The organism is Pseudarthrobacter sp. P1, from assembly GCF_050156935.1.
Taxonomy (GTDB): Bacteria; Actinomycetota; Actinomycetes; order Actinomycetales; family Micrococcaceae; genus Specibacter.
In genome coordinates this window covers 1,476,408-1,501,286 of sequence record NZ_CP189584.1, presented here as the reverse complement: position 1 = coordinate 1,501,286, position 24,879 = coordinate 1,476,408, and the positions used below count along the sequence as shown (strand labels likewise).

19 protein-coding genes, 1 tRNA gene and 2 pseudogenes are annotated in these 24,879 nt (G+C 67.6%); 14 read left to right on the top strand and 8 right to left on the bottom strand.

Annotated elements, in window-relative coordinates:
* Positions 1-95: 95 nt before the first annotated feature.
* Entirely contained in the window at positions 96-599 is a 504-nt protein-coding gene (locus ACQCSX_RS07170) for a DUF3145 domain-containing protein (protein ID WP_427018328.1), read from the top strand.
* A gap of 87 nt (positions 600-686) precedes the next feature.
* On the opposite strand, the gene fabF is transcribed toward ACQCSX_RS07170, so the two are convergent.
* The 6 genes and pseudogenes from fabF to aceE all read right to left on the bottom strand — a co-directional run bounded on the left by fabF (position 687) and on the right by aceE (position 8,926).
* Positions 687-1,925, bottom strand: a complete 1,239-nt coding sequence (gene fabF, locus ACQCSX_RS07165) for a beta-ketoacyl-ACP synthase II (protein ID WP_427018327.1) — start codon at positions 1,923-1,925, stop codon at positions 687-689.
* Positions 1,926-2,048: 123 nt separating this feature from the next.
* A complete protein-coding gene (locus ACQCSX_RS07160; RefSeq protein WP_026555236.1) occupies positions 2,049-2,294 on the bottom strand; it encodes an acyl carrier protein in 246 nt (81 codons plus the stop codon).
* Positions 2,295-2,390: 96 nt separating this feature from the next.
* A complete protein-coding gene (locus ACQCSX_RS07155; RefSeq protein WP_427018326.1) occupies positions 2,391-3,455 on the bottom strand; it encodes a beta-ketoacyl-ACP synthase III in 1,065 nt (354 codons plus the stop codon).
* Positions 3,452-4,408 carry an ACP S-malonyltransferase gene (locus ACQCSX_RS07150; RefSeq protein WP_427018325.1) on the bottom strand — a complete coding sequence of 319 codons (957 nt, stop codon included), beginning with the start codon at positions 4,406-4,408 and terminating at the stop codon, positions 3,452-3,454. Before ACQCSX_RS07150 ends, ACQCSX_RS07155 begins: the two co-directional genes overlap by 4 nt.
* A 115-nt stretch (positions 4,409-4,523) precedes the next feature.
* Complete coding sequence (locus ACQCSX_RS07145) at positions 4,524-5,762, bottom strand: PucR family transcriptional regulator (protein ID WP_427018324.1); 1,239 nt, start codon at positions 5,760-5,762, stop codon at positions 4,524-4,526.
* A 424-nt stretch (positions 5,763-6,186) separates the two neighbouring features.
* Positions 6,187-8,926: pseudogene (gene aceE, locus ACQCSX_RS07140) on the bottom strand (pyruvate dehydrogenase (acetyl-transferring), homodimeric type).
* A gap of 473 nt (positions 8,927-9,399) precedes the next feature.
* Between aceE and ACQCSX_RS07135 the strand changes: the two are divergent.
* The 7 genes from ACQCSX_RS07135 (at position 9,400) to ACQCSX_RS07105 (ending at position 14,494) form a co-directional block, all read left to right on the top strand.
* Positions 9,400-9,819: a DUF3052 domain-containing protein gene (locus tag ACQCSX_RS07135; RefSeq protein ID WP_427018323.1), complete on the top strand. Its 420-nt coding sequence runs from the start codon at positions 9,400-9,402 to the stop codon at positions 9,817-9,819.
* Complete coding sequence (locus tag ACQCSX_RS07130) at positions 9,816-10,295, top strand: peroxiredoxin (RefSeq protein ID WP_427018322.1); 480 nt, start codon at positions 9,816-9,818, stop codon at positions 10,293-10,295. The genes ACQCSX_RS07135 and ACQCSX_RS07130 overlap by 4 nt, the downstream gene beginning before the upstream one ends.
* A gap of 12 nt (positions 10,296-10,307) precedes the next feature.
* Positions 10,308-11,228, top strand: coding sequence for an NAD-dependent protein deacetylase (locus ACQCSX_RS07125; RefSeq protein WP_427018321.1), 921 nt, complete (start codon positions 10,308-10,310; stop codon positions 11,226-11,228).
* A 104-nt stretch (positions 11,229-11,332) separates the two neighbouring features.
* Positions 11,333-11,408, top strand: a tRNA-Val gene (locus ACQCSX_RS07120).
* Positions 11,409-11,500: 92 nt separating this feature from the next.
* Entirely contained in the window at positions 11,501-11,803 is a 303-nt protein-coding gene (locus ACQCSX_RS07115) for a hypothetical protein (protein WP_427018320.1), read from the top strand.
* A 365-nt stretch (positions 11,804-12,168) separates the two neighbouring features.
* Entirely contained in the window at positions 12,169-12,966 is a 798-nt protein-coding gene (locus ACQCSX_RS07110) for an IclR family transcriptional regulator (RefSeq protein ID WP_427018319.1), read from the top strand.
* A gap of 172 nt (positions 12,967-13,138) precedes the next feature.
* Complete coding sequence (locus ACQCSX_RS07105) at positions 13,139-14,494, top strand: MFS transporter (RefSeq protein WP_427018993.1); 1,356 nt, start codon at positions 13,139-13,141, stop codon at positions 14,492-14,494.
* A 430-nt stretch (positions 14,495-14,924) separates the two neighbouring features.
* On the opposite strand, the gene ACQCSX_RS07100 is transcribed toward ACQCSX_RS07105, so the two are convergent.
* A complete protein-coding gene (locus tag ACQCSX_RS07100; RefSeq protein ID WP_427018318.1) occupies positions 14,925-15,992 on the bottom strand; it encodes a D-2-hydroxyacid dehydrogenase in 1,068 nt (355 codons plus the stop codon).
* Between the two features lie 116 nt (positions 15,993-16,108).
* On the opposite strand from ACQCSX_RS07100, the gene ACQCSX_RS07095 reads away from it, so the two are divergent.
* The 5 genes and pseudogenes from ACQCSX_RS07095 to ACQCSX_RS07075 all read left to right on the top strand — a co-directional run bounded on the left by ACQCSX_RS07095 (position 16,109) and on the right by ACQCSX_RS07075 (position 21,512).
* Positions 16,109-17,044 (top strand): NAD(P)-dependent oxidoreductase, encoded by a 936-nt coding sequence (locus ACQCSX_RS07095; RefSeq protein WP_427018317.1) that lies wholly within the window; start codon positions 16,109-16,111, stop codon positions 17,042-17,044.
* A 56-nt stretch (positions 17,045-17,100) separates the two neighbouring features.
* Positions 17,101-17,871 carry an SDR family oxidoreductase gene (locus ACQCSX_RS07090; RefSeq protein WP_427018316.1) on the top strand — a complete coding sequence of 257 codons (771 nt, stop codon included), beginning with the start codon at positions 17,101-17,103 and terminating at the stop codon, positions 17,869-17,871.
* Positions 17,872-17,873: 2 nt separating this feature from the next.
* On the top strand, positions 17,874-18,917 hold the full coding sequence (locus ACQCSX_RS07085; protein ID WP_427018315.1) for an L-idonate 5-dehydrogenase: 1,044 nt from the start codon (positions 17,874-17,876) through the stop codon (positions 18,915-18,917).
* 103 nt (positions 18,918-19,020) lie between these two features.
* Positions 19,021-19,864, top strand: a protein-coding gene (locus tag ACQCSX_RS07080) for an IS5 family transposase (RefSeq protein ID WP_427018933.1) whose coding sequence is annotated in 2 segments (ribosomal slippage) — positions 19,021-19,326 and positions 19,328-19,864 — 843 coding nt in all. Because the reading frame shifts where the segments join, the coding sequence is not laid out codon by codon here.
* A 74-nt stretch (positions 19,865-19,938) separates the two neighbouring features.
* Positions 19,939-21,512 (top strand): annotated as a pseudogene (locus ACQCSX_RS07075) (IS1182 family transposase).
* 296 nt (positions 21,513-21,808) lie between these two features.
* On the opposite strand, the gene ACQCSX_RS07070 reads toward ACQCSX_RS07075, so the two are convergent.
* Positions 21,809-23,203 (bottom strand): L-serine ammonia-lyase, encoded by a 1,395-nt coding sequence (locus tag ACQCSX_RS07070; RefSeq protein WP_427018314.1) that lies wholly within the window; start codon positions 23,201-23,203, stop codon positions 21,809-21,811.
* Between the two features lie 192 nt (positions 23,204-23,395).
* Here ACQCSX_RS07070 and gndA point away from each other — a divergent pair, with 192 nt between their 5' ends.
* Positions 23,396-24,832 (top strand): NADP-dependent phosphogluconate dehydrogenase, encoded by a 1,437-nt coding sequence (gndA, locus tag ACQCSX_RS07065; RefSeq protein WP_427018313.1) that lies wholly within the window; start codon positions 23,396-23,398, stop codon positions 24,830-24,832.
* Positions 24,833-24,879 lie beyond the last annotated feature (47 nt).

The following is a 24,879-nucleotide window of genomic DNA, read 5'->3' as shown; positions in this document are numbered from 1 at the left end:
ACTGCCACCAGCAGCACCCGCGCCAGAAACGGACACACCCACAGCATTGCCTGAAGGTCGTTGGGGAAGACGCACCTACAGCTATGGAGGATGGAATGGACGTTGTGATGACGCGCGGTGTTTTGTTTGTGCACTCAGCCCCTACTGCGCTATGCCCTCATATCGAGTGGGCCATTGGCTCGGTCGTGGACCGGCGCACGGACCTGCAGTGGATCGAGCAGCCCGCGGCGCCCTCCATGGTGCGTGCCGAACTCGCCTGGACCGGCAAGCAGGGCACCGGTGCGGCCCTGGCCTCTGTGCTCCGTGGCTGGGTCCATCTGCGCTACGAGGTCACCGAGGAGCCCAGCCCCGGCGTCGACGGCGGCCGCTGGTCCCACACGCCCGATCTGGGGATCTTCCATGCCGTGACCGACGCGCACGGGAACATCATGGTCTCCGAGGACCGCATCCGCTACGCCTATGAGTCCGGTGCCGGGGACCCCGCCGCCGTCTACCATGAGCTCTCGCTCGCCCTGGGCGAGGCCTGGGACGAGGAGCTGGAGCCCTTCCGGCACGCCGCCGAGGGTGCCCCCGTGCGCTGGCTGCACCGCGTCGGCTAGGGCACACGCCCCCACCGGTTCCAGAGCCTTAAAGCGAATGGCCGGCTCCCTTAGAGGGAGCCGGCCATTCGCTTTAAGCCGACGGTCCTAGTGGTTGCGGACCACGACGACGGCGTTGTGGCCGCCGAAGCCGAACGAGTTGCTCAGCGCCACGATGTCGCCGGCGGGCAGCAGGCGGGGGGTGCCCTGGACAACGTCCAACGGGATCTCCGGGTCCTGGTTTTCCAGGTTGATGGTCACCGGGGCCTTGCGTTCGTAGACGGCGAGCACCGTCATGACAGCCTCGACGGCGCCGGAGGCACCCAGCAGGTGGCCCGTCTGGGACTTGGTGGCCGAGACTGCCAGGTTGTCCACGTGGTCACCGAAGGTGGCGCGCAGGGCGGTGTACTCCGGGCGGTCGCCGACGGGGGTGGAGGTGGCGTGCGCGTTCACATGCACCACGTCCTCCAGCTGGGCGCGCGCGTCGAACAGTGCGGCCTTGAGCGCGCGGGTGGCGCCCAGACCTTCGGGGTCCGGGGCGGTGATGTGGTACGCATCCGCCGTGACGGAGGTGCCGGCGAGTTCGCCGTAGATGCGGGCGCCGCGGGCCAGGGCGTGCTCCTCGGCCTCCAGCACCAGGGCACCGGCGCCTTCACCCATGACAAAGCCGTCGCGGCTGATGTCGTAGGGGCGCGAGGCGTGCTCGGGGTCGTCGTTGCGGCGCGAGAGCGCCTGCATGGAGGAGAACGCGGCGATCGGCAGCGGGTGGATGGCAGCCTCGGCGCCACCGCACATCACGATGTCGGCCTTGCCGGAGCGGATCAGCTCGAGGCCCTGGTGCAGGGCCTCGGTGCCGGAGGCGCAGGCGGAGACGGGCGTGTGGGCACCGGCGCGGGCGCCGAGGTCCAGGCTCACGGCCGCTGCGGCGCCGTTGGGCATCAGCATCGGCACCGTCATCGGCAGGACGCGGCGGGGGCCCTTTTCGCGCAGGGTGTCCCAGGCGTCCAGCAGGGTCCAGACGCCGCCGATGCCGGTGGCGAAGGCAACGGCGAAGCGGTCGTTGTCGATCTCCCCAAGGCCTGAGTCCTTCCAGGCCTCGCGGGCGGCGATGACGGCAAACTGGCTGGAGGGGTCCAGGCGCTTGGCCTCGACGCGGGTGAGGACCTCGCTGGCGGGAACTGTCACATGCGCGGCAAAGTGGACGGGAAGCTCGTACTTGGCCACCCATTCCTCGGTCAAGGTGTGGGTGCCGGAGACACCCTTGAGGGCGTTCTTCCACATGGTGGGAACGTCACCGCCAATGGGCGTGGTCGCTCCGAGTCCGGTGATGACAACTTTGCGGGCCATGGTTCATCTCTCTAGAAAAAAATTCAGGGGTGCAGGACAAAAGTGCTGCGCGGATGGCCGGCGGTGTGCGCCGGCCATCCGCGGTGCCCTGTACCGCGCAGGCGGTAGGGCGTGCGCTGGTGGCTAGGCCTGTGCGCCGGCGATGAAGGAGACTGCGTCGCCAACGGTCTTGAGGTTCTTGACCTCTTCGTCCGGAATGCGCACGCCGAACTTCTCCTCGGCGTTGACCACGATGGTCATCATCGAGATGGAGTCGATGTCCAGGTCGTCCGTGAAGGACTTGTCCAGCTCGACGGCCTCGGGGGCCAGGCCGGTCTCTTCGTTGACGATTTCTGCCAGGCCGGCCAGGATTTCTTCGTTGCTCGCCATGGGATGGCTCCTTTTCTACTGTGTTTCTGCTTCGATCGGTGATCGTATGAGGCAGTGTTGATCAAACCACGGTTGTGGGTTGAGTCGCTATTTGGCTTACGGGAGGCGGACCACCTGCGCGCCGAACACCAGACCGGCGCCGAAGCCGATCTGCAGCGAGTACTTGCCGCTGAGCTCGGGGTTTTCCTGCAGCAGGCGGTGCGTGGCCAGCGGGATGGACGCCGCGGAGGTGTTGCCGGCGTCGGCGATGTCGCGGCCCACGATGACGGACTCGGGCAGCTTGAGCTGCTTGGCCATCTCGTCGATGATGCGCATGTTGGCCTGGTGCGGGACGAAGGCGCCCAGATCGGCCGCCTCGATGCCCGCGGCCTCGAGGGCCTGCTTGGCCACCTTGGCCATTTCCCAGACGGCCCAGCGGAAGACGGTCTGGCCGTCCTGGCGCAGGGTGGGCCAGAGGGAGGCCTGCATCTCGCCGGCGGCGGCAGCGTCCAGCACGGACTCGCTCTTCATGGCGCTCTCGCTGAAATCGCGGACGTCCAGCATGGAGTGGGTCATGCCGATGGCATCCCACTTGCTGCCGTCCGAACCCCACACCGAGGGCCCCACCCCGGGCTCGTCGGCCGGGCCGATCACCACGGCGCCGGCGCCGTCGCCGAGCAGGAAGGAGATGGTGCGTTCGTGGTTGTTGATGACGTCCGAAAGCTTCTCGGCACCGATCACCAGCACGTACTTGGCCGCACCGGAACGGACCAGGGCATCGCCCTGGGCCACGCCGTAGCAGTAGCCCGCGCAGGCGGCGGAGATGTCGTAGGCCGGGGCCGGGGTGGCGCCGAGCATCTCGGTGACGAGCGCGGCGGCCGACGGCGTGGCGTAAGGGTGCGTCACGGTGGAGACGATGACGGCGCCCAGCTCGGAGGCGTCGATGCCGGCGTGGGCCAGGGCCTCGCGGCCGGCTCCGACCGCCATATCGATGACGCTGATGTCCTTGGGTGCGCGGTGGCGGGTCACGATGCCCGTGCGCTGGCGGATCCACTCGTCGGAGGAATCAATCCACTGGCAGACGTCGTCGTTGGTGACGATGACTTCGGGACGGTAGGCGCCAATGCCCAGGATCCGCGAGAACTCGTGCGTAGGGCGCTGCTTAAGCGTGGGGGTGCTCACTGCATTCCTTCTTCCCGCATGGCGGTCTGGGCCGCCAGCAGTTCCTTGGCTGACGCGAGATCGTCAGGAGTCTTCACTGCAACGGTAGCAACACCGCTCATGCCGCGCTTGGCCAGGCCGGTCAGCGTTCCGGCCGGGGCCAGCTCGATCAGGCCCGTGACGCCCATGGCGGTCATGGTGTCCATGCACAGGTCCCAGCGCACCGGGCGGGAGACCTGGGCGATCAGGCTGGACAGGGCGTCCTCGCCGGAGGCGACAACGGCGCCGTCGAAGTTGGAGAGCAGCGGCACCGACGGGTTGTGGGCGGTCAACGACGGGCGCAGGGCCTGCAGGGCGCTGACGGCCGGGGCCATGTGCTGGGTGTGGAACGCGCCGGCGACGGCGAGCGGGATGACACGGGCCTTGGCCGGGGGATTGGCGGCCAGCTCGGCCAGTTGCTCCAGGGTTCCGGCGGCCACGGTCTGGCCCTTGCTGTTCATGTTGGCAGGGGTGAGGCCGGCGGCGGCAATGGCGGCCAGCACCTCCTCGGGATCGCCGCCCACCACGGCGCTCATGCCGGTGGGGGTGGCTGCGGCGGCGGCGGCCATCGTGGTGGCCCGCTCACGCACAAAGCGCATGGCGTCCTCGTGGCTCAGCGTTCCGGCCAGTGCCGCGGCGGTGATCTCGCCCACCGAGTGGCCGGCGACGACGACGGCCAGGGAGTCCAGCGGGGCGTCCAGCGGGGCGTCCAGCAGGGCGCTGGCTGCCACCAGCCCGGCGGCCACAATCAGCGGCTGCGCGACGGCGGTGTCCTTGATGGTGTCGGCATCGGAGGTGGTGCCGTGGGCGATCAGGTCGATGCCCGCCACCTCGCTGAGGGCGGCCAACTGGCCGGCGACTGCGGGCAGCTCCAACCAAGGCGAGAGGAATCCGGGGGTCTGTGAGCCCTGACCTGGGCAGACTATTGCGAGCACGCTATCCAGCTTTCCAAAGAGGACCGTGTTTTACCGGTGTTTGCGCACACCAAGCTCACGGAGTCGATTTGTAGGAAGTCTACAATATCCGCCACCATCGGGCGGTTGCCCGGAATCAGGCCGGGCGGCCCGGAGGGCGGTCCGCGGCGGGTTTTGCCGGCGTCGCCAACCGCCCCACCACTAGGGCCGTCTGGAGCACGAAGGCCTCCCGGGGCACCAGGGGATCCCACCCGGTGACGTCGCACACGCGGCGCAGGCGGTACCGCACTGTGTTGGCATGGACAAAAAGCTCCCGCGCCGTTGCCTCCAGCGAGTGGCCCAATTGGAGGTAGCTGCCCAGGGTTTCGGCCAACCCGTTCGAGGCGGCCAGCAGCGGGCGGTAGATGTTCTTCAGCAGGGCCCGCCGGGCGGAATCGTCGCCGGAAATCACCCGCTCGGGCCAGAGGTCATCGGCCGAGACGGGGCGCGGCGCGCCGGGCCAGGCCTTGGCCACGGCCATCCCGGAAAAGGCGGCCTGGGCCGACAGCGTGGTGTCAGCCAGCGTGTCGGCGAGGGGCCCGTAGACCACGGGGCCGGGGGCAAAGAGCTCGCTCAGGCGCAGGTAGGCCAGCTCCAGGTCGGCCACGCCGCCGAGCACCAGAATCAGCCTGTCGCCCTGGATGCCCACCAGCGCGTCCTCGGCGAAGCGGCCGGCGGCGCGGCGCAGTTCGGAGACAAAGGTGGCATTGGTTTCGGAGGGGGACTTGCCCACCATGACGGTGAACCGGCTCTGCGATTTCCAGCCCAGGGCGGCGATGCGGGACTGCAGGGCGTCGGAGTTTTCCCCGCGCAGGATGCCGTCCACCACCAGCGCCTCCAGCCGGGTGTCCCAGGAGCCGCGCGATTCCGCGGCGCGGGCGTAGACGTCGGCGGCGGCGAAGGCCACCTCGCGGGAGTAGCGCAGCACGGCCTCGCGCAGGGCGCCCTGCTCGGCCTTGGGCGCCAGATCGGGGACCTGGTCCTCCACCACCTGCACCACGATCCGGATCAGCTGGAGGGCGCGCTGGAGGCTGATGGAACGGGTGAGCTCGGTGGGGGCGGTGCCGAACACATCGGAGAGGACCCACTGCGGGGAGGACGGGCGCTGGTACCACTGGACGAACGCGGCGATGCCGTTCTGGGCCACCATCCCCAGTGCTGAACGCTCGTCGGCGCTCAGCCGCCGGTACCAGGGAAGCGAGTTCTCCAGTTCCTTCAACGTGGTGGTGGACAGCTTGCCCACATTGGCCCGCAATCGGTCCAGGGTCAGGGCCTGGGCCTCGGCCGGGGATCCGCCCGCGGCGGGGGCGCCGGCGGCGGTGGAGGAAAGTGCCATAGACCGAGCATAGGACCACTTGCCCCGCTGCACCCATTTTGTGGGTTCGCCACAAAAAGCAGGACGCGATCACCGCCCGGGTTGCGTCGGGCCCAACCGGCGGTTTTCGGTGGTCGACCGAGCGAGGAACGGGCGCGCGGAGAGCCGGGCGGGCGCGTCGGGCCGATCTCCGCGCGGCCGCAGGCGGCCCGTGGGAGCGGCTGGGGACGATCGCCGGGACCTCCCGCGCCCGGCGGTGGGGGCCGGGGACACGCCCGTCGCACCGGGTTTCGGCTCCCGTTCGCCAGCCCTAGCCTCGCTTCGCTCGGCCAGGGAACCCTGCTGCCTCTCGTAGCTCCGTTCAACCCCCGGGGGAACCCGGTTAAACGCAAGGACGGCGGCGGAACCGTGGTTCCGCCGCCGTCCTTGCTGCACCATAGGGCTGCTAGCTGTCGCCGCCGGCGGAGCCGGTGGTGCCGGCGTTCACGTCGTGCAGGCGGTACTTCTCGATCGCCGCCGCGGGTGCGCCCGCGTCGACCTCGCCGCGGCGGGCGAGCATTTCCAGGGCCCGGACCACGATGGAGTGCGTGTCGATCTTGAAAAACCGGCGTGCGGCCTGGCGGGTGTCGGAGAACCCGAACCCGTCAGCGCCCAGGGTCGCGAACTCGTTGGCACGAACTGGCGGACCTGGTCCGGGACGGCCTTCATGTAGTCGGTCACCGCGACCACGGGCCCGGTCGCGCCGGCGAGCTTTGCGGTGATGTACGGGACCCGTGCCGGGGCGCCCGGGTTCAGGAACGCGTCCTCCTCGGCGGCCAGGCCGTCGCGGCGCAGTTCCGTCCAGGACGTCACCGACCACACGTCCGCGGACACGCCCCAGTCGGCGGCCAGGATCCGCTGGGCCTCCAGCGCCCACGGCACCGACACGCCCGAGGCGAGCAGCTGGGTGCGCGGCCCGTCGACCGTGGCCGGGGCGAGCAGGTAGATGCCGCGGGTGATGCCCTCGACGTCGATCTCGGCCGGCGCGGCCGGCTGGGTGATGGGCTCGTTGTACACGGTGAGGTAGTACATCACGTTCGGGTCCGTGGAGTCGGGCCCGTACATGCGCTCCAGGCCGGCCTTCATGATGACCCCGATCTCGTACCCGTACGCCGGGTCGTAGGAGACCACGGCCGGGTTCGTCGCGGCCAGGATCGGGGAGTGCCCGTCCGCGTGCTGGAGCCCCTCCCCGGTCAGGGTGGTCCGGCCGGCGGTCGCGCCGATGATGAACCCGCGGGTCATCTGGTCCGCGGCGGCCCAGAACGAGTCCCCGGTGCGCTGGAAGCCGAACATCGAGTAGAACACGTAGATCGGGATCAGCGGCTGCCCGTGCGTGGCGTAGGCGGTGCCCGCGGCGGTGAACGCGGCCACCGAGCCGGCCTCGTTGATGCCGGCGTGCACGATCTGCCCCGAGATGGATTCCTTGTAGGCCAGGACCAGGTCCCGGTCCACGGAGAGGTAGTTCTGCCCGTTCGGGTTGTAGATCTTCGCGGTCGGGAAGAACGCGTCGATGCCGAAGGTGCGCGCCTCGTCCGGGATGATCGGCACGATCCGGTTGCCGAAGTCCTTGTCGCGCATCAGGTCCTTGAGCAGGCGCACGAACGCCATGGTCGTGGCGGCCTGCTGCTTGCCGAGCCGCGGTTGGCCATCTCGTAGGACTTCTCCGCCGGCAGCGTGACCGGGGCGTGGGTGGAGCGGCGTTCGGGCACGAACCCGCCCAGCGCCGCCCGGCGCTCCATCAGGTACTTGATCTCCGGGGCGTCCATGCCGGGGTGGTAGTACGGGGGCCGGTACGGGTCCTTTTCCAGGACCTCGTCGGAGATCGGCAGGCGCAGCAGGTCGCGGAAGTCCTTCAAATCCTGCAAGGTGAGCTTCTTCATCTGGTGCGTGGCGTTGCGGGCCTCGAAGTGGGTGCCCAGGCCGTAGCCCTTGACCGTGTGGGCCAGGATCACGGTGGGCTTGCCCTTGAACTCGGTCGCGGCCTTGTAGGCGGCGTAGACCTTGTTGTAGTCGTGCCCGCCGCGCTTCAAATTCCAGATCTGGTCATCGGACAAATCCGCGACGAGGTCCTTGGTCGCCGGGGTCTGGCCGAAGAAGTGCTCGCGGACGAACCCGCCGGACTCGGCCTTGTAGGTCTGGTAGTCCCCGTCGACGGTGGTGTTCATGACCTTCACCAGCGACCCGTCCTCGTCCTTGGCGAGCAGCGCGTCCCATTCGCGGCCCCAGAGGACCTTGATGACGTTCCAGCCGGCGCCGCGGAAGAAGGCCTCCAGTTCCTGGACGATCTTGCCGTTGCCGCGCACCGGCCCGTCCAGGCGCTGGAGGTTGCAGTTGATCACGAAGTTCAGGTTGTCGAGCTTGTCGTTCGCGGCGAGCTGGAGCAGGCCGCGGGATTCGGGCTCGTCCATTTCCCCGTCGCCCAAAAACGCCCAGACCTGCTGGTCGGAGGTGTCCTTGATGCCGCGGTGGTGCAGGTACCGGTTGGACTGGGCCTGGTAGATCGCGTTCATCGGGCCGATGCCCATCGACACGGTCGGGAATTCCCAGAACGTGGGCATCAGGCGCGGGTGCGGGTAGGAGGAGAGCGCGTGGCCGGCCTTCGACTTTTCCTGCCGGAACCCGTCCAGGTCCTCCTCGGACAGGCGGCCCTCCATGAACGCGCGGGCGTACATGCCCGGGGACGCGTGGCCCTGGAAGAAGACCTGGTCCCCGCCGCCGGGGTGGTCCTTGCCGCGGAAGAAGTGGTTGAAGCCGACCTCGTACAGGGTCGCGGCCCCGGCGTAGGTGGAGATGTGGCCGCCGACCCCGATGCCGGGGGCCTGGGCGCGGTGGACCATGACCGCGGCGTTCCAGCGCAGCCAGGTCCGGTACTTGCGTTCGATTTCCTCGTTGCCGGGGAACTGGGGTTCCTGGTCGGCCGGGATCGTGTTGACGTAGTCCGTGGTGGTGACCATCGGAACGCCCACCGACTGGGCCCCGGCGCGCTGGAGCAGCGAGCGCATGATGAATTGGGCACGCTCGGTGCCGCGTTCCTGGATCAACGCATCCAGGGACTCAAGCCATTCGGTGGTCTCTTCGGGATCCCTGTCAGGCAGCTGGTTCGTCAACCCGCTCAGGATATGGGAAGTATCGTCTACTGCGGCCACGTCCAACCTCTCTTAAAAGCAGTGAATTTGGCCCACAGCTGTGGCTTTGGGCGCGTACCCAACACTCTAGACCTCGCCAGCAGCCACCGCGTAGCCGGGCCGATTGCGTTAAGCCTCGGGTAAATAATGTTCGGCGGCGCCGCCCCGGGGCGCCGCCGTGTGCCGTCCACGCGCCGTTCCGCCCCTGAAATGCGCCAGTTCATCGGGCTGCAGAGCGCTTGGCTTGAAGCGCGCGTGATTTGGGTGTTGGCTTGTAGTAATGGAGATCACGCTCCGTCCGGGCCTGTTGAGCCAAGGTTGGCGGCTGGTTTCGGGGTAATTGGGTAGTTCAAATGACCCGGTAGTAGACCCGGAGCCGCGCAACTGGCAATGTTGGTCAGGACAGGAGCTGGCTTCAGTAGTGTTGCCGGGTGCACGAAAGTGCACATTGACCATTTCAACGGTGCGAAAGCGCTGAACGCAGGAGGAACAACGTGAGCGACGCCGACGCCGGCACGGTAGTTTTTGTGGCAGGCAAATTGGGTTTCAAGGATGGCGATCTAGTCCAGGAACTCGGGTACGACGAGGACGTTGATTTCGATCTGCGGGACAGCATTGAGGATCTGGTGGGTTCGGGCCTCCTTGACGAGGACGACCACGAGGTGGCGGATGCCGTCATCCTGTGGTGGCGTTCGGAGGACGGCGACCTGGTGGATGCCTTGGTGGATGCGCTGACCACCCTGGACGAGGGTGGCGTGGTGTGGATCCTCACCCCGAAGTCCGGCCGCAACGGCTATGTGCCGCCGGCAGAGATCCAGGAAGCGGCTCCGACCGCTGGGCTGCATTTGACGACGACGGCGGGCGTCTCCGCCGATTGGGCCGCCACCCGTCTGGTGCCCCGCAAGAAGCAGTGATCGCGTCGGTGGCCGTCGGCCAGCTGCCGGCGATCGGGGCGCCCGCGCCGGATTTTGAACTGTCCAACCAGTTTGGCGAGCCGGTTTCGCTCGCCGCACTGCGTGGGCACGCCGTCGTTGTGGTCTTCTACCCGTTTGCCTTCTCCAGCATCTGCACGGGGGAGATGTGCGAGCTCCGGGACAACCTGGGCGAGTTTGCCACGGCCGACGCGAAGGTGCTGGCCATCTCCGTGGACAGCAAGTACTCGCTGCGGGCCTATGCGGCCGCGGAGGGGCTGGAGTTTGATCTGCTGGCCGATTTCTGGCCTCATGGTGAGGTGGCACGCCGCTACGGTGTGTTCGACGAGGTCCGCGGCAGGGCCGAGCGGGGCACGTTCATCATCGATGCCGCGGGCATCCTGCGGGCGCAGTTCTCCAGCCCGTCGGGCCAGGCACGGCCGCTGGCGGAGTACCGCCGGGCGCTGGCCGGGCTCTAGCGGACAACGGCCATGGCGGATGCGGCACCCGTGGGGGTAGGTTTCACCGGGTTCGCCCGCGATCGGGCCGTGGACCAGGTGCCCGCGCCCAGCGGCGGCGAACTGGCGGCACTGGAGTCCATCCGTGAGCTGCTGGCCGGATTGCGGCTGGCGGTGCTCACGGGGGCCGGGCTGAGCACCGATTCCGGCATCCCGGACTACCGGGGGCCGGACTCGGTGCCCCGCAAGCCCATGACCTACCAGGAGTTCACCGGCAGCGCCGCCCTGCGCCAACGATACTGGGCCCGCAACCACCTCGGCTGGCGCACCGTGCGCCAGGCCGCCCCCAACGCCGGGCACCTCGCCGTAGCCGCGCTCGAACGAGCCGGTCGCACCAGTGGCATCATCACCCAGAACGTGGACCGTCTGCACCAGCGGGCCGGGGCTGTGGATGTGGTGGATCTGCACGGGCGTTTCGACCAGGTCATCTGCCTCAAATGTGGCGAGGTGAGCAGCAGGGCCGACCTTGCCGGTGTACTGGACGCACTCAATCCCGGCTTTGTGGACCGGGTGGCGGCCCACGGCGGTGCCGCCGCCGCGCCCGACGCCGACGCCGCGCTGGAGACTGAACATCTGATCGAGGCCTTCCGGGTGGCACCCTGTGCGGTCTGCGGCGGTGTGCTCAAGCCCGACGTCGTCTTTTTCGGGGAGAACGTCCCCAAAACCCGGGTGGAGCGAGCCTACGCCATGGTCGACGGCGCCGGCGCCCTGCTGGTGGCCGGATCCTCCCTGACGGTCATGAGCGGGCTGCGCTTTGTCCGGCACGCGGCCAAGGCCGGCAAGCCCGTGGTGGTCATCAACCGCGGTGCCACCCGCGGGGACCTCTTGGCGGCGGTGAAGCTGGACGCCGGCACCAGCATGGCGCTGCAGTACCTGGCGCGGGCCCTGGGCTAGCGCCTGCCACGGCCGATTGGCACAATCGCGGGTGCATCGGGTACAGTTGTTTCTCGTTGGTTGGAGCGCCAAGCCCCCGGGTTCGGTGCAAAAAACAACTGTTTGGGTCTTTAGCTCAGCTGGTAGAGCGCCACGTTTACACCGTGGATGTCATCGGTTCGATCCCGGTAGGACCCACCACGCGATCCCCGTCGCTGCAGGCCTTGTGCCTCGCAGCGGCGGGGATTTTTGCATTCCGCGCCGGTGTCGGTGCCGGCCCGTAGCGTGCAGCCATGGAACACGTACTGGTGCGCACCACGCCGGCAGGGGCGCCGCTGGCCGTTGAACACGGTGGCCGGGAATGGTTGGTCGGTGCCGAGCCACTGCGCTGGTACGAGCGCATCAATTGGTGGGAGGGCGGCGCCCGCATGCCCAGGGGGAACGGCCGGGTTGACGTTGAGGTGTGGCGGGTGCAGACCAGATTGGGCCGGAACCCCGGCAGCGAGCTGGTCACGATGGATCTGCTCCGGGACCAGCTGGGCGGGGGGTGGACGCTGCGTGTGGCAGCCTCAAGGCTGCCCCGAAACGGGCGTTAAATGGAAGGCTCCCCGCCGTTGCTATTGGGGGATGCAACGGTGGGGAGCCAGTAAGAAAAATATATCCTGTCCGGGGGCGCTGTGCAAACGGGGAGTGAATTCGGCGTGTCGCACACATGTCCGGCGGCCCACGGCCCGAGGCAGGGCGCTTGTTAACGTGGAAGGCCTTCCACTGCGACTATTGGGGGACGCCGCAGTGGAAGGCTTGCAATAAATATACACATGGTTTGCCGCACGCACAAGAGAGGATGTTCTACCTCCTGTGCCAGCGGTGAATTAGGGCTCCTTGGGCAAGGATTCGGCGGATATAAGGCCAGTATGATGGTTGCTGTTCAGTGCAATGAACTTTCAATGGAGGACAATCAATGGTCGATTCCCGCGCAGTCCGAACCAGTGAAAATCTGGGTAGCGCGTCCCCGGCGCCTGCAGTGACACGGGCGGCCGCTGTGCTGGACGTGTTGGCCGCCTCCGCGTCCGGGCGGCTGACCCTCAGTGATCTGGCGCGCGAGCTGGGCATTCCCAAATCTTCCACGTCCAATCTTCTGCAGGCCCTCGAGGATGCCGAGTTGATCAGCCGCCAAGGTGCCGACTTTGCGCTGGGGGTAAAGCTGGTGGAGCTGGGTGCGGCGTACCTGAGCCGCCGGGACGAGGTGCGGGAGTTCTACAGGTTCTGCGAGTCGGCCCCCACCCTGGTGGGGGAGACGGTGCGGATCGCCATGCTGGACGGGGACCACGTCATCTACCTTGCCCGCTATGAGGGGCACCCCGCGGTCCGCCTGACGTCCAACATCGGCGACAAGATGCCCGTCTCGCTCTGCGCCGTCGGCAAGGCCCTGATTGCGCGCCTGCATGACCATGATCTGGCTCAAATGTTCCCCGACGATGCGCAGCTGCCGGTCATGACGCCCAGGTCCCTGCGGACGGGGGCGGAGCTGAAGGCCCAGATGGCGCAGGTCCGCGAGCGGGGCTATGCCTTTGAGGACGAGGAGTCCACCACCGGTGTGGTCTGCCTCGGCGTCGCCGTGCCCACCCGCGGCGCCCACGGCGCCAGTCTGGGTGTGTCGGTCACTGCGCTGAAGGCCACCTTTTCCGATGCCCAGCGGGACGCCATGGTGGGTGAACTGAAGGAACTGGCCCGCTCGATCGGCAATCCCATGGGCTAGAAGCGTTCCCCCGGGCCATCGCCCACGGGGCCCTGGAATGTGATGTGGTCAACAGTATTGGCGAAGAGTCCAACATGTTGTACGCTGTTCACCATAGTGATCAACATCTCAGATGTTGCCGCTATGCTTCCAGGCCAACGGGGGTCTGGGGAGTTCTAAGGGAGAGCAAGTGATTTCTCAGCATCTCAAGCGCCGTACGGTAGCGCCCAACCCTGCCGCGGACGCCGTCGTTGATCCGGACCAGCTGCGCCGCGCAACGCTGGCCAGCTCCGTGGGTTCTGCACTGGAATACTACGATTTCTACATCTACGGACTGGCATCGGCGCTGATCTTCAGCCCGCTGTTCTTTTCGCCGCTTGGCCCGACCGGTGGACTGATTGCCGCCTTCGCCACCTACGGTGTGGGTTTTGCGGCCCGGCCGTTCGGCGGATTGATCTTCGGCTACATCGGCGACAAGTTTGGCCGGAAGTCGGTCCTCCTGCTCACCATCAGCATGATGGGTGCGGCAAGCTTTGCCATTGGCCTGCTGCCCACGTACTCCCAGGCGGGCATGCTGGGCGCCATCTTGTTGGTGGTCCTGCGCATCATCCAGGGCCTGGGTGCCGGTGCCGAGCAGGCGGGTGCCACCACGCTGATCTCCGAGGTTGCACCGCCGCGGCGCCGCGGCTTCTTCGCCGCCCTGCCGTTTGTGGGCATCCAGATCGGCACCTTGCTAGGTGCCGGCACCTTCGCGCTGATCGCACTGGCCAACAAGGACGTCCTGGAAGGATGGCTCTGGCGTGTTCCCTTCCTGGCCAGCTTTGTGCTCATCGGCGTCGCCATCTTCATCCGCTTGCGGTTGAAGGAGACCCCCGTCTTCCAGGAGCTGGAGAAGCACAAGAACGTCACCCGCAACCCGATCGGGCACCTGTGGAAGACCTCCAAGAAGAACGTGCTGATCGGCATCGGCCTGCGCATGGGCGAGAACGGCAACTCGACCATCTACTCCACCTTGTTGGTCGGCTTCCTGGCCAGCGCCGGGGGAGTCTTTGAGGGGAACAAGTTCATCGGCCCGACGGGCCTGCTGATCGCTGCGGGCTTCTCCGCCGTCATGGTGGTGACATTCGGCGCCCTCTCGGACCGGATCGGCCGCGTCAAGGTCTACCGCTACGGCGCCTTGTTCCAGGCGCTCTTTGCCCTGCCGGCGTTCTACCTGGTGACGCTGGGCAATGTCACGCTGGTATGGGTGGTCATGTCCATCGGCATCGCCCTCGGTGTCCAGTCCATGCTTGGCCCGCAGTGCGCCTTGCTGCCGGAGCTCTTCGGCTCCAGCCACCGGTTCACCGGTGTGGCCATGAGCCGGGAACTCTCCGCGGTGATGGCCGGTGGCATCGCACCGTTTGTTGGCGCCCTGCTGCTGGGCATGACCGGAAACTCCTGGCTGGTGCTGGGGATCTACTCCCTGGTGCTGGCCACCATTTCCTTCATCGCAACGTTCTTCACGCCGGAAACCGCAGGACGTGACCTGATGAGCATCGAGAACGCCTAACCCATAGGCTTTCCAGCAAGCAAATGGCCCCTGGAACCAAAGTTCCAGGGGCCATTTGCTGTGTGCAGGCCTGCCATATTCCCGAGCGCTGGATGCCCGAAACCTGCGAGCCCGGTTTCTGCGCATCCGGAGCCGGCCTCGTGCCCGGGCTTGTGCCGGCCCGAACCGGTGTCGGTCCGTCAGCCGGGTCCGTCAGTCGGCCTGCCCACCTGGCCGTGGCACCGTTCGCTGGCCGGAACGAGGACGCACGCAAAAAGGGGAGCATCCACACTGGATGCTCCCCTTTTCCGGGTGCCCTAGGAGCGTGGGTCAGTAATGGAGACTCGTTGATGAATGCTCCAAACCTGAGGCCATTTTGCGCCAAATAAGCCGCATTTCTTGTGGGTTCTCAACACAAAAAATCGGCAAAATCGACTACTGACCCACGCTCCTAGTAGAAGTGCACCGGATCAACCACGTGTGGCATCGGCTCGCCGGCGAGGAACAGCGCCAGATTGTCTGCGAAGCGCTCGGCGATGAGCCGGTTCTCGGCCGCACTGAGTGCGGAGGTGTGCGGGGAGACCATGACCCTGGGGTGGTTCCAGAGGGGGCTCTCTGCCGGGAGGGGCTCGACGGCGAACACGTCCAGGCAGGCGTAGGAGACGCGGCCGTTCTCCAATGCCTCCAGCAGGGCGTCCTCGTCCACCACTGTGCCGCGGCCAACGTTGACGAACACGGTGCCGGGCTTCATGGCTGCGAACAACTCGCGGTTGAACATCTTCTCGGTGTAGGGGGTTCCCGGCAAGGTGTTCACGACGGCGTCGGCGCCGGCCAGCAGTTCAGGCAGCCCGTCGGTGTCCGTGACCCGCTCGATGCCCTCGAGCTGCTCAACCGTGCGCTTGGTGCCGCTGACCTTCATGCCCAGGGCGCGGGCCAGGCGTGCCGTTTCCATGCCAATCTCGCCCAGGCCCGTGACCACCACGTGGGAGCCGTTCACCAGGCGGGTGGGCGTGCGCAGTTCCGGCCACACCTTGCCAGCCTGGTCCTGGGCCAGCTCGGCGGTGCGCTTGAAGCCGTTGAGGATGCCCATCACGGCAAATTCGGCCAGCGGCAGGGAATGGACGCCGGCGGAGGTGGTGACCTTGAGCCGCTGCAGGGTCTCGGTGTCCAGCCCGGCGGCCTTGACGGCTCCGCCGGCGCCGGCGGCCATGGCGTGGATCCACTGCAACCGCGGGTTTTCGCGGGCAATCCGGGCCAGCCCGGCGGGGTTTTCGTTGGGCAGGCCGTAGAGGATGTCCGCGGACTTCAACATCGCCCAGTAGCGTTCCTCCTGCTCCGCGGTCCGGACAAACGCCGGATCTCCGGTGTGGTCGGCGGGGAAGCGCTCGGGCGGCAGCAGCTCGGCTTCGTAAAGAAAGCTGACGGTGGGATTGGCGGCGCGGAGCGAGTCGACATGCTCGGATTCAAGCGGGACGGCAATCGCAACGATGGGATTCTCAAGAGTCATGGTGTCCATCATACTGAATTGTGGTTAGAATACTGAACAGTGCCGGCGGAAATGACGCTGCTTTCCGCCGCGAATCGCCACATGTGATGCCAAAGGTTCCAATTATGCCAATGACGCCAGGAGTGCCCGTGACCAACGCCGTATCCGATACGACCACCGCTGCTGCGCCGAGGGCCGGGTTTGTCGGACTGGGGCTGATGGGCGCCCCGATGGCGGCAAACCTGCTACGCGCCGGGTGGCAGGTCACGGCATGGAACCGCTCCACCGCCGCCCTGGACTCTCTGGTCCACGCCGGTGCCACGCGCGCAGCCACAGTTGCAGAGCTGCGCGATGAGCCCACCATTGTCTTCATGCTGCCGGACCTTGGCTATATCGAGACCGCCGCCCAGCCCTTGCTGGACGCCTGGCGGACCACCCCGCCTGCCCCCGGCACGGCCGTCGTGGTGATGAGCAGCGTCTCACCCGAGCGCATCCGCGGCTTTGGCCAGCGCGTGGCCGAGGCAAGCGGCGGCAACGCCGTCGTCGTCGACGCGCCCGTCAGCGGTGGCACGGTGGGAGCCGAAGCGGGCACGCTGGCCATCATGGTGGGCGCGGAGCCCGAGGCCTTTGGCCGGCTGCTGCCGCTCTTCGAGGCGATGGGTACCACCGTGCGCCGGATGGGCGCACTTGGTGCCGGATCGCTGGCCAAGGCCTGCAACCAGCTGATCGTCGGCACGACGACGGCGGCGCTGGCCGAGGCGGCCGAGCTCGCCGAGCGCTCCGGCATGGACGCCGGGGCGCTGTTTGAGGTCCTGGCCGGCGGACTGGCCGGCAGCCGCGTCCTGGACGTGGCGGGACCGAGGCTGGTGGCCAAGGACTACACACCCACCGGGCCCGCAAAATTCATGGCCAAGGATCTTTCCTTTGTCCTGGAATCGGCCGAGCGCGCCGGCAGTGCTGCACCGCTGGCGACGGCGGCCCGTGAAATCTACCAAACGCTCATCGACCAGGGCCTGGGCGAGAAGGACCTGACAGTGGTCCGGGAGACCATTTCCCGCCTCGGCCACATCCCCGCTGCCCCGTGACGTCCATGCCGCAACGGCCCGAAGTCACCACGGCGCCTACTACGAAAGAAGGATCCATGAACTCTCTCTTTGACCTGACCGGGCGGATAGCCCTGGTGACGGGATCCAGCCGGGGCATCGGCAACGCGCTGGCCCGCGGCCTCACCCAGGCCGGTGCCACGGTGGTGCTCAACGGCATCAGCGAGGATCGCCTGGCCGCCGCCGAAGCGGCGCTGGCCGCCGAGTTCCCGGCGGGCCGGATCCGCTCCCGCGCCTTCGATGTCACGGATGCCGACGCCGCCGCGCAGAGCGTGGCCTGGATCGAGGCGAATGTGGGACCGCTGGACATCCTGGTCAACAACGCCGGCATCCAGCACCGGGTGCCCATGCTGGACCTGGATGTCAAGGACTGGGACCGGGTCATCAGCACGGACCTGACCAGCGCCTTCCTGGTGGGCCGCGAGGCCGCACGCGGCATGATCGAGCGGGGCCGCGGCAAGATCATCAACATCTGCTCGGTGCAGACGGATCTGGCCCGCCCCACGATTGCCCCGTACGTTGCGGCCAAGGGTGGGTTGCGGAACCTCACCCGCGCCATGACCGCCGAGTGGGCGGCCAGCGGCCTGCAGATCAACGGTCTTGCCCCCGGCTACATCCACACGGAGCTGACCCAGAACCTGGTGGATGACGAGAAATTCAATTCCTGGATCCTAGGCAGGACGCCGGCCAACCGGTGGGGAACCGTTGAGGATTTGGTCGGGCCGGCGGTCTGGTTGGCCTCGGATGCCTCCAACTTTGTCAATGGCCAGACCATCTTCATCGATGGCGGCATGACGGTGGTGGTCTAGCGATGGCCCTGCCAATCAACGCCGCCGCCGTGGTGGCGCACGCCGCCGATGACCTGCGCATCGACCAGGTGCCGTTGGTGCCACCGGCGCCGCATGAATCCATCGTGGAGATCGAGTACGGCGGCATCTGCGGCTCCGATCTGCACTATTGGCTCCACGGGGCCGCGGGGGAGTCAATCCTCAAGGCGCCGATGGTGCTTGGCCACGAGGTGGTGGGGGTGGTGTCCCAGGCCGCGGCAGACGGGACCGGCCCGGCCGCGGGAACCCGGGTGGCGGTCCACCCGGCCAGCCCGGCCCCCGGTGCCGCCAAGTATCCCCTCGACCGGCCCAACCTGTCCCCGGGCTGCACGTACCTGGGCAGCGCTGCCCGCTTCCCGCACACCGACGGCGCGTTCATCCGCTACGCAAACCTGCCCAGCCGGATGCTGCGCCCTCTTCCGGACAGCCTGCCGCTGCGGCGGGCGGCACTGGTGGAACCCGCCAGCGTGGCCTGGCATGCCGTCGGCCGGGCCGGCGATGCCCGCGGCAAGAGCGCCCTCGTGGTGGGCTGCGGTCCGATCGGGGCGCTGGCCGTTGCCGTGCTGAAGCGAGCCGGAGCGGCATACATCACGGCCGTGGACATGCACGAGAAACCGCTGGAGATTGCCACGGCCGTGGGTGCGGACGCGGTGCTCAAGGCCACCGACACCGAGGCCATTGCCGCCGTCGAGGCCGACATCGTGATCGAATCCTCCGGCAACCACTTTGGCCTGGCCTCGGCCATCACCGGGGCGGTGCGTGGCGGCCGCGTGGTCATGGTGGGCCTGTTGCCGTCCGGACCGCAGCCGGTTGCCATCTCGCTGGCCATCACCCGCGAACTGGAGCTGGTGGGATCGTTCCGCTTCAATGACGAGATCGACGACGTCATCGCGGCCCTGGCCGACGGCTCGCTCTACGCCGACCCCGTGGTGACGCACGAATTCCCGCTGGCCCAGGCGCTGGAGGCCTTTGACGTGGCCAAGAATTCCGCGCTGTCGGGGAAGGTGCTGCTCAGCTTTGCCCCCTAGGGTGTGTCTCCTAATCAGTGGTTTTGCGGTTTGGCATGATTGATGGGTGCCTTCTCGCTATTCCGTGTTGTCCGATGCCCAGTGGGAGTCCATTGCCCCGTTGATGCCCGATTCGTCGGGGAAACCGGGCCGACCCTTCAACGACCACCGGCTGATGACCGAGGGCATCATCTACCGCTACCGGGCAGGGATCCCATGGCGTGATCTCCCTGCCTATTTCGGGTCGTGGAAGACCGTGTGGAAGCACCACCGCCGCAACGCCGCCAACGGGACCTGGGACAAGGTCCTGGCGGCGTTGCTGACCCGCGCGGACACGGCCGGGCTGATCAACTGGGAGGTCTCGATCGACTCCACGGTCAACCGTGCCCACCAGCACGGCACGAACCTGCCCCGCCACACAGGGGGACCTGTCGAATTACAGGAATCTGCTCGACGAGCCTGAGGACCATGCCATCGGCCGGTCCCGCGGCGGGCTGACCACCAAGATCCACGCCCTGGTGGATGGCAACATGCGTCCCCTGGTCCTGCTGCTGGGGCCGGGCCAGGGCGGGGACTCGCCGATGTTTGAGAACCTCATGGAGGCCCTGAAGGTAGAAAGGCCCGGTCCCGGCCGGGCCCGCACCCGCCCGGACCGGGCCATGGCCGACAAGGCCTATTCCTCCAAAGCAATCCGGGCGTACCTGCGCGGGCGGGGCATCGAGTGCGTTATCCCGGAAAAGGACGACCAGAAGGCCAACCGGAAACGCAAGGGCTCCGCCGGGGGACGCCCCGTCAGATACGACAGGGACGCCTACAAACGGCGCAATGTGGTCGAGCGCAGCTTCAACACCCTCAAGCAATGGCGGTCCCTGGCCACCCGCTACGACAAACTGGCCCTCACCTACCGCTCAGCGGCCGTCCTGCACGCCGTCGTCATCTGGAGCGCCGCATTGGGAGACACGCCCTAGGACTGTGCTGAACAATTTGGGTGGTTTAAGGCGCGCCTGCTGGACTTCGGGTCCTGGTCCTTAAGACTGGATGCATGCAAGGAATTGAAGAGGCCCAGCGCGGGTATTTGGATGTGGAGGCGCTGGCCGGGGAGCTGTTGGCCCCGGGGAGTGCCTACGCGTTTCTGGCCGGGCACCGCTCGGAGCTTTTCCCGGACTCGATGATGGAGGACCTGTTTCCCTCCACCCGGGGCAGGCCCTCGATCCCGGCCGCGGTCATCGGCACCGTCCTGGTCCTGCAGGCCCTGGAGGGTCTCTCGGACCGGGCCGCCGCCGAAGCCTTGACCTTTGACCTGCGGTGGAAGGCCGCCTGCGGGTACGGGCTGACCGAGACCGCGTTCCATCCCACGGCGCTGGTGCATTGGCGCAACCGCCTGCGCGGCAGCAGCAACCCGCACCGCATCACCGAAGCCGTCGCCCAGGTCATCACCGCGACCGGTGTCCTCACCGGCCGGCACCGCCGGGCGGTGGATTCGACCGTGTTCGCCGATGCGGTGGCCCGGCAGGACACATCACCCAGCTGATTGCCGTGATCCGCCGTTTCGGCAGGGCCATGGAGCACGGGGCCACGCTCATGGCGGTCCATGCCACCTCCTACGATTACTCGCACGTGGGCAAGCCGGACATCGCCTGGGACGACAAGGAAGCGAAGGACGCCCTGGTCTCGGGGCTGGTCACCGACGCCCTGGCCCTGCTTGGCGCGGTGGATCCCGACACCCTGGAAGAAGACTCGCCGCAGGCGCAGGCCTACGTGCTGCTGGCGTTGGTTTCGGGCCAGGACGTGGAGCCGGCCGAGGGTTCCGACGGCACCGACGGGCGGTGGCGGATCGCCCGGAAGGTCGCCCGGGACCGGATGGTCTCCATCGTGGATCCCGAGGCCAGGCACGCGCACAAGTCCCGCTCGGTGATGATGGACGGGTTCAAGGGACACATCATTGCCGAACCGGAAACCGGGCTCTACACCAGCGCCGTGATGACCCGGGCCGCCGGCCCCGGTTCCAGCGACGCGGAGGCCGGAATCGGGCTGGCCGCCGCCGATCCGACCATGAAGGATACGGAGGTTGACTACCAAATGCTTGGCGATTCGGCCTACGGCTCCGGGCCCATGCTCGAACACCTCGACGGGGCCGGGCACCAGGGGCTGGTCAAGCCCAGGCCGCTGCGCCCGGCAGTGCCCGGCGGCTACGACCTGGACGACTTCACCCACGACGAAGCAAAGAACACGCTCACCTGCCCCAAAGGTGAGGTGCGCACCATCAGCGCCAGAGGCAACGTGAACTTCGGCACCGCCTGCAAGGCCTGCCCGCTGCGGGAGAAATGCACCACGGCCAAGGGCGGGCGCAAGGTCGTCATCACCGTCCACCACGCCCGCCAGCGCGCCCACCGGGCCGCCGCCCTCGAGCCCGGGTTCCGGCACGACTACCGGGCCCACCGGCCCCTGGTGGAACGGTCCATCGGCTGGCTGGTCGCCGGAGGCAACCGGGCCCTGAGATACCGGGGAGTTGAAAAGAACAACGCCTGGCTGCAGGTCCGCACCGCCGCGCTGAACCTCCGGCGACTCCTGAAACTGGGCCTCACCCGCCACAACGGGGCCTGGGCCCTGGGATAAGACCCGGAAAGGGCCCCCACCCCGGTCCTGGGCCAAATCCCAGCCGCGGGGAGCCACGAACGGAGGTACAAGGCCCGCAAAAATCACGAACCAGATCTCCGGCGATCAGAAAGGAGACCCCCAGCGGGCCGCCAAAGGCCCCGGAAAGGTGCGACAGCCAAACCCGCGGCCCCGAATTGCCCCTTGTTCAGCGCCCTCCTAGGAAAGGTGCCGGTGCCTCAGCGCGGGGTGGGCAGCAACGGGCGGCGGCGGGGCTCCCTCGCCGCCGCCGCTTTCCGGCGCGGCCGAGGCCGCGCCTAGCATTCGATCACGTTGACGGCCAGGCCGCCCTCGGAGGTTTCCTTGTACTTGCTGGACATGTCCCGGCCGGTCTGGCGCATGGTCTCGATCACGGTGTCCAGGGACACGATGTGCTTGCCGTCGCCGTAGAGGGCCATCCGGGCCGAGGCCACGGCCTTGCCCGCGGCAATGGCGTTGCGCTCGATGCAGGGCAGCTGGACCAGCCCGGCCACGGGGTCGCAGGTCAGCCCAAGGTTGTGTTCCATGCCGATCTCCGCGGCGTTCTCCACCTGCTCCGGCGTGCCGCCGAGGATCTCGCACACGGCCCCGGCCGCCATCGAACAGGCGGATCCCACCTCGCCCTGGCAGCCCGCCTCCGCGCCGGAGATGGAGGCATTGCCCTTGTAGAGGGAACCGATGGCCGCTGCCACCAGCAGGTAGCGGTGGATGATGCTGCGCTCCTGTGCCGGGTCATGGGGAATGAACCGCAGGAAGTACTCCATCACCGAGGGGATGATGCCCGCGGCGCCGTTGGTGGGTGCCGTGACCACGCGGCCGCCGGCGGCATTTTCCTCATTGACGGCAATGGCGAAGGCCTGCATCCATTCGTGCGAGGTCTCCCGCTCGGCGCTGTCCAGCTCCAGGCGGGCGGCAATGGCTGCGGCCCGGCGGCGTGCATGCAGCACGCCGGGCAGGATGCCGCCGGCTCCCAGCCCCGCCTCGATGGAGGCGTGCATGGCGGCCCAGATGGCATCGAGTTTTGCCTCCACCTCCGCCGCCGGGCGCAGCGCGCACTCGTTGGCCCAGGCCACGTCGGAGACGGAGAGGTTCTCCGCGGCGCAGATCTTCATCAGCTCAACGGAGTACTGGTACGGGTAGGGGAGCGCGGCGGCGGGGGCCGACGGCGTTACGTCCTCCCCGGCATCGGCGGCCAGGGCGGACTCGGTCTCCACGAAGCCGCCGCCGATGGAGTAGTACGTCTCCTGGTGCACCGTCGCGCCGGCTGCGGAGGTGGCAACGATCGTCATGCCGTTGGTGTGCCGCGGCAGCACCGTGCGCGGGGAAAAGATGATGCTGGCCGGGGCCATGGCCACGGAGCGTCCACCCAGCAGGGTCAGCCGCCCCTCGGCGGAAATCTGTGCCGCCAACTCGCCGGGAACGGCGGGGTCCACCGTCTCGGGCTCGTGGCCGGCCAGACCGGCCAGAATGGCCGACGGCGTGCCGTGGCCCATGCCCGTGGCGCCCAGGGAGCCGTAGAGGTGGACGGTGATGGACGCCGTCGACCCCAACAGTCCCTTGTCCGCGAGCTCGCCCGCAAAGGCGCGGCCAGCCCGCATCGGACCCACGGTATGCGAACTTGAGGGGCCGATTCCGATGCTGAACAGCTCCGTTGCCGAGGTATAGCAGCTCATAACAAGTCCCATCATAGGACCGCTGACAGGATTTCTGAACGATTGTTCGGGTATTATTCCGCCGGCCAGCCCCGGACCAAAGTGACAAGGCGTGTTACGTCACTTTAGTCCCATTGGGTGGACTCGGCTGGGGGATGGGTGTGTGCCGCCGATAAGCTGGTGGCAACCGATTGAATCAACTATGGAGGTAGTATGTCCGCGCAAATCGGCGTAACCGGCTTGGCCGTCATGGGTGCAAACCTGGCCCGCAACCTGGCCCGCAATGGCTTCACCGTGGCCCTGCACAACCGCTCGGCCGCCAAAACCGATTCCCTGCTGGAAAACTACGGACACGAAGGCAGCTTCGTCCGTACGGAAACCCTGGCGGAACTGGTCGGCTCGCTGGAGAAGCCCCGCCGCGTGCTGATCATGGTCAAGGCCGGAGCCCCCGTGGACTCCGTCATTGAGCAGCTGGAACCCCTGCTGGAGCCGGGCGACATCGTCATCGACGCCGGCAACTCGCACTACGAGGACACCCGCCGCCGCGAGGCCGCCCTGGCCGCCAAGGACCTGCACTTCGTGGGCATCGGCGTCTCCGGTGGCGAGGAGGGCGCCCTGCTGGGCCCGTCCATCATGCCCGGTGGTTCCAAGGAGTCCTACGACGCGCTGGGCCCGCTGCTGGAAAAGATCGCCGCCCAGGTCGACGGCAAGCCCTGCTGCGCCTGGGTCGGCACCGACGGTGCCGGCCACTTCGTCAAGATGGTCCACAACGGCATCGAATATGCCGACATGCAGGTCATTGGCGAGGCCTACGACCTCCTGCGCACCGGTGCCGGCCTCGAGCCCGCCGCGCAGGCAGAGATCTTCACCGAGTGGAACAAGGGCGAGCTCGCCTCGTTCCTGATCGAAATCACCGCCGAGGTGCTCGGCCACGTGGACGCCAAGACCGGCAAGCCGCTGGTCGACGTCATTGTGGACTCCGCGGGCCAGAAGGGCACCGGGCGTTGGACCGTGCAGTCCGCCCTGGACCTGGGTTCGCCCACCTCGGCCATTGCCGAGTCCGTCTTCGCCCGCGGCCTCTCCAGCCAGCGCGGCCAGCGTGCCATCGCCCAGGAAGTCCTGGCCGGCCACGAGGTTGACGTCAAGCTGGACGAGACCTTTGTCGAGGACGTGCGCCAGGCGCTGTTCGCCTCCAAGCTGGTCAGCTACGCCCAGGGCCTGGACATGCTCACCGCCTCCGCCAAGGAGTACGGCTGGGACCTGAAGCTGGACGAGATTGCCGGCCTGTGGCGCGGCGGCTGCATCATCCGCGCCGAGCTGCTCAAGGACATCACCAAGGCCTACGCGGCCCAGGACAAGCCGGCCAACCTTTTGTTCGCCCCGGCCTTTGCCGAGGCCATTGCCGGTGCACTGCCGGCCTGGCGCCGCGTGGTCTCCACCGCCGTCCAGCTGGGCATCCCGGTTCCGGTGTTCTCCTCCTCGCTGGCGTACTACGACGGCCTGCGCCGCACGCGCCTGCCCGCGGCCTTGACCCAGGGTCTGCGCGACCTCTTCGGCGCCCACACGTACAACCGCGTGGACACCGAAGGCACGTTCCACACCCAGTGGAGCGGCGACAAGTCCGAGGTTGAGGCCGTAGACACGCACTAAGGCCCTACCCAAGACGCGGCCGGTGGCGGAACCCAAGGGTTCCGCCA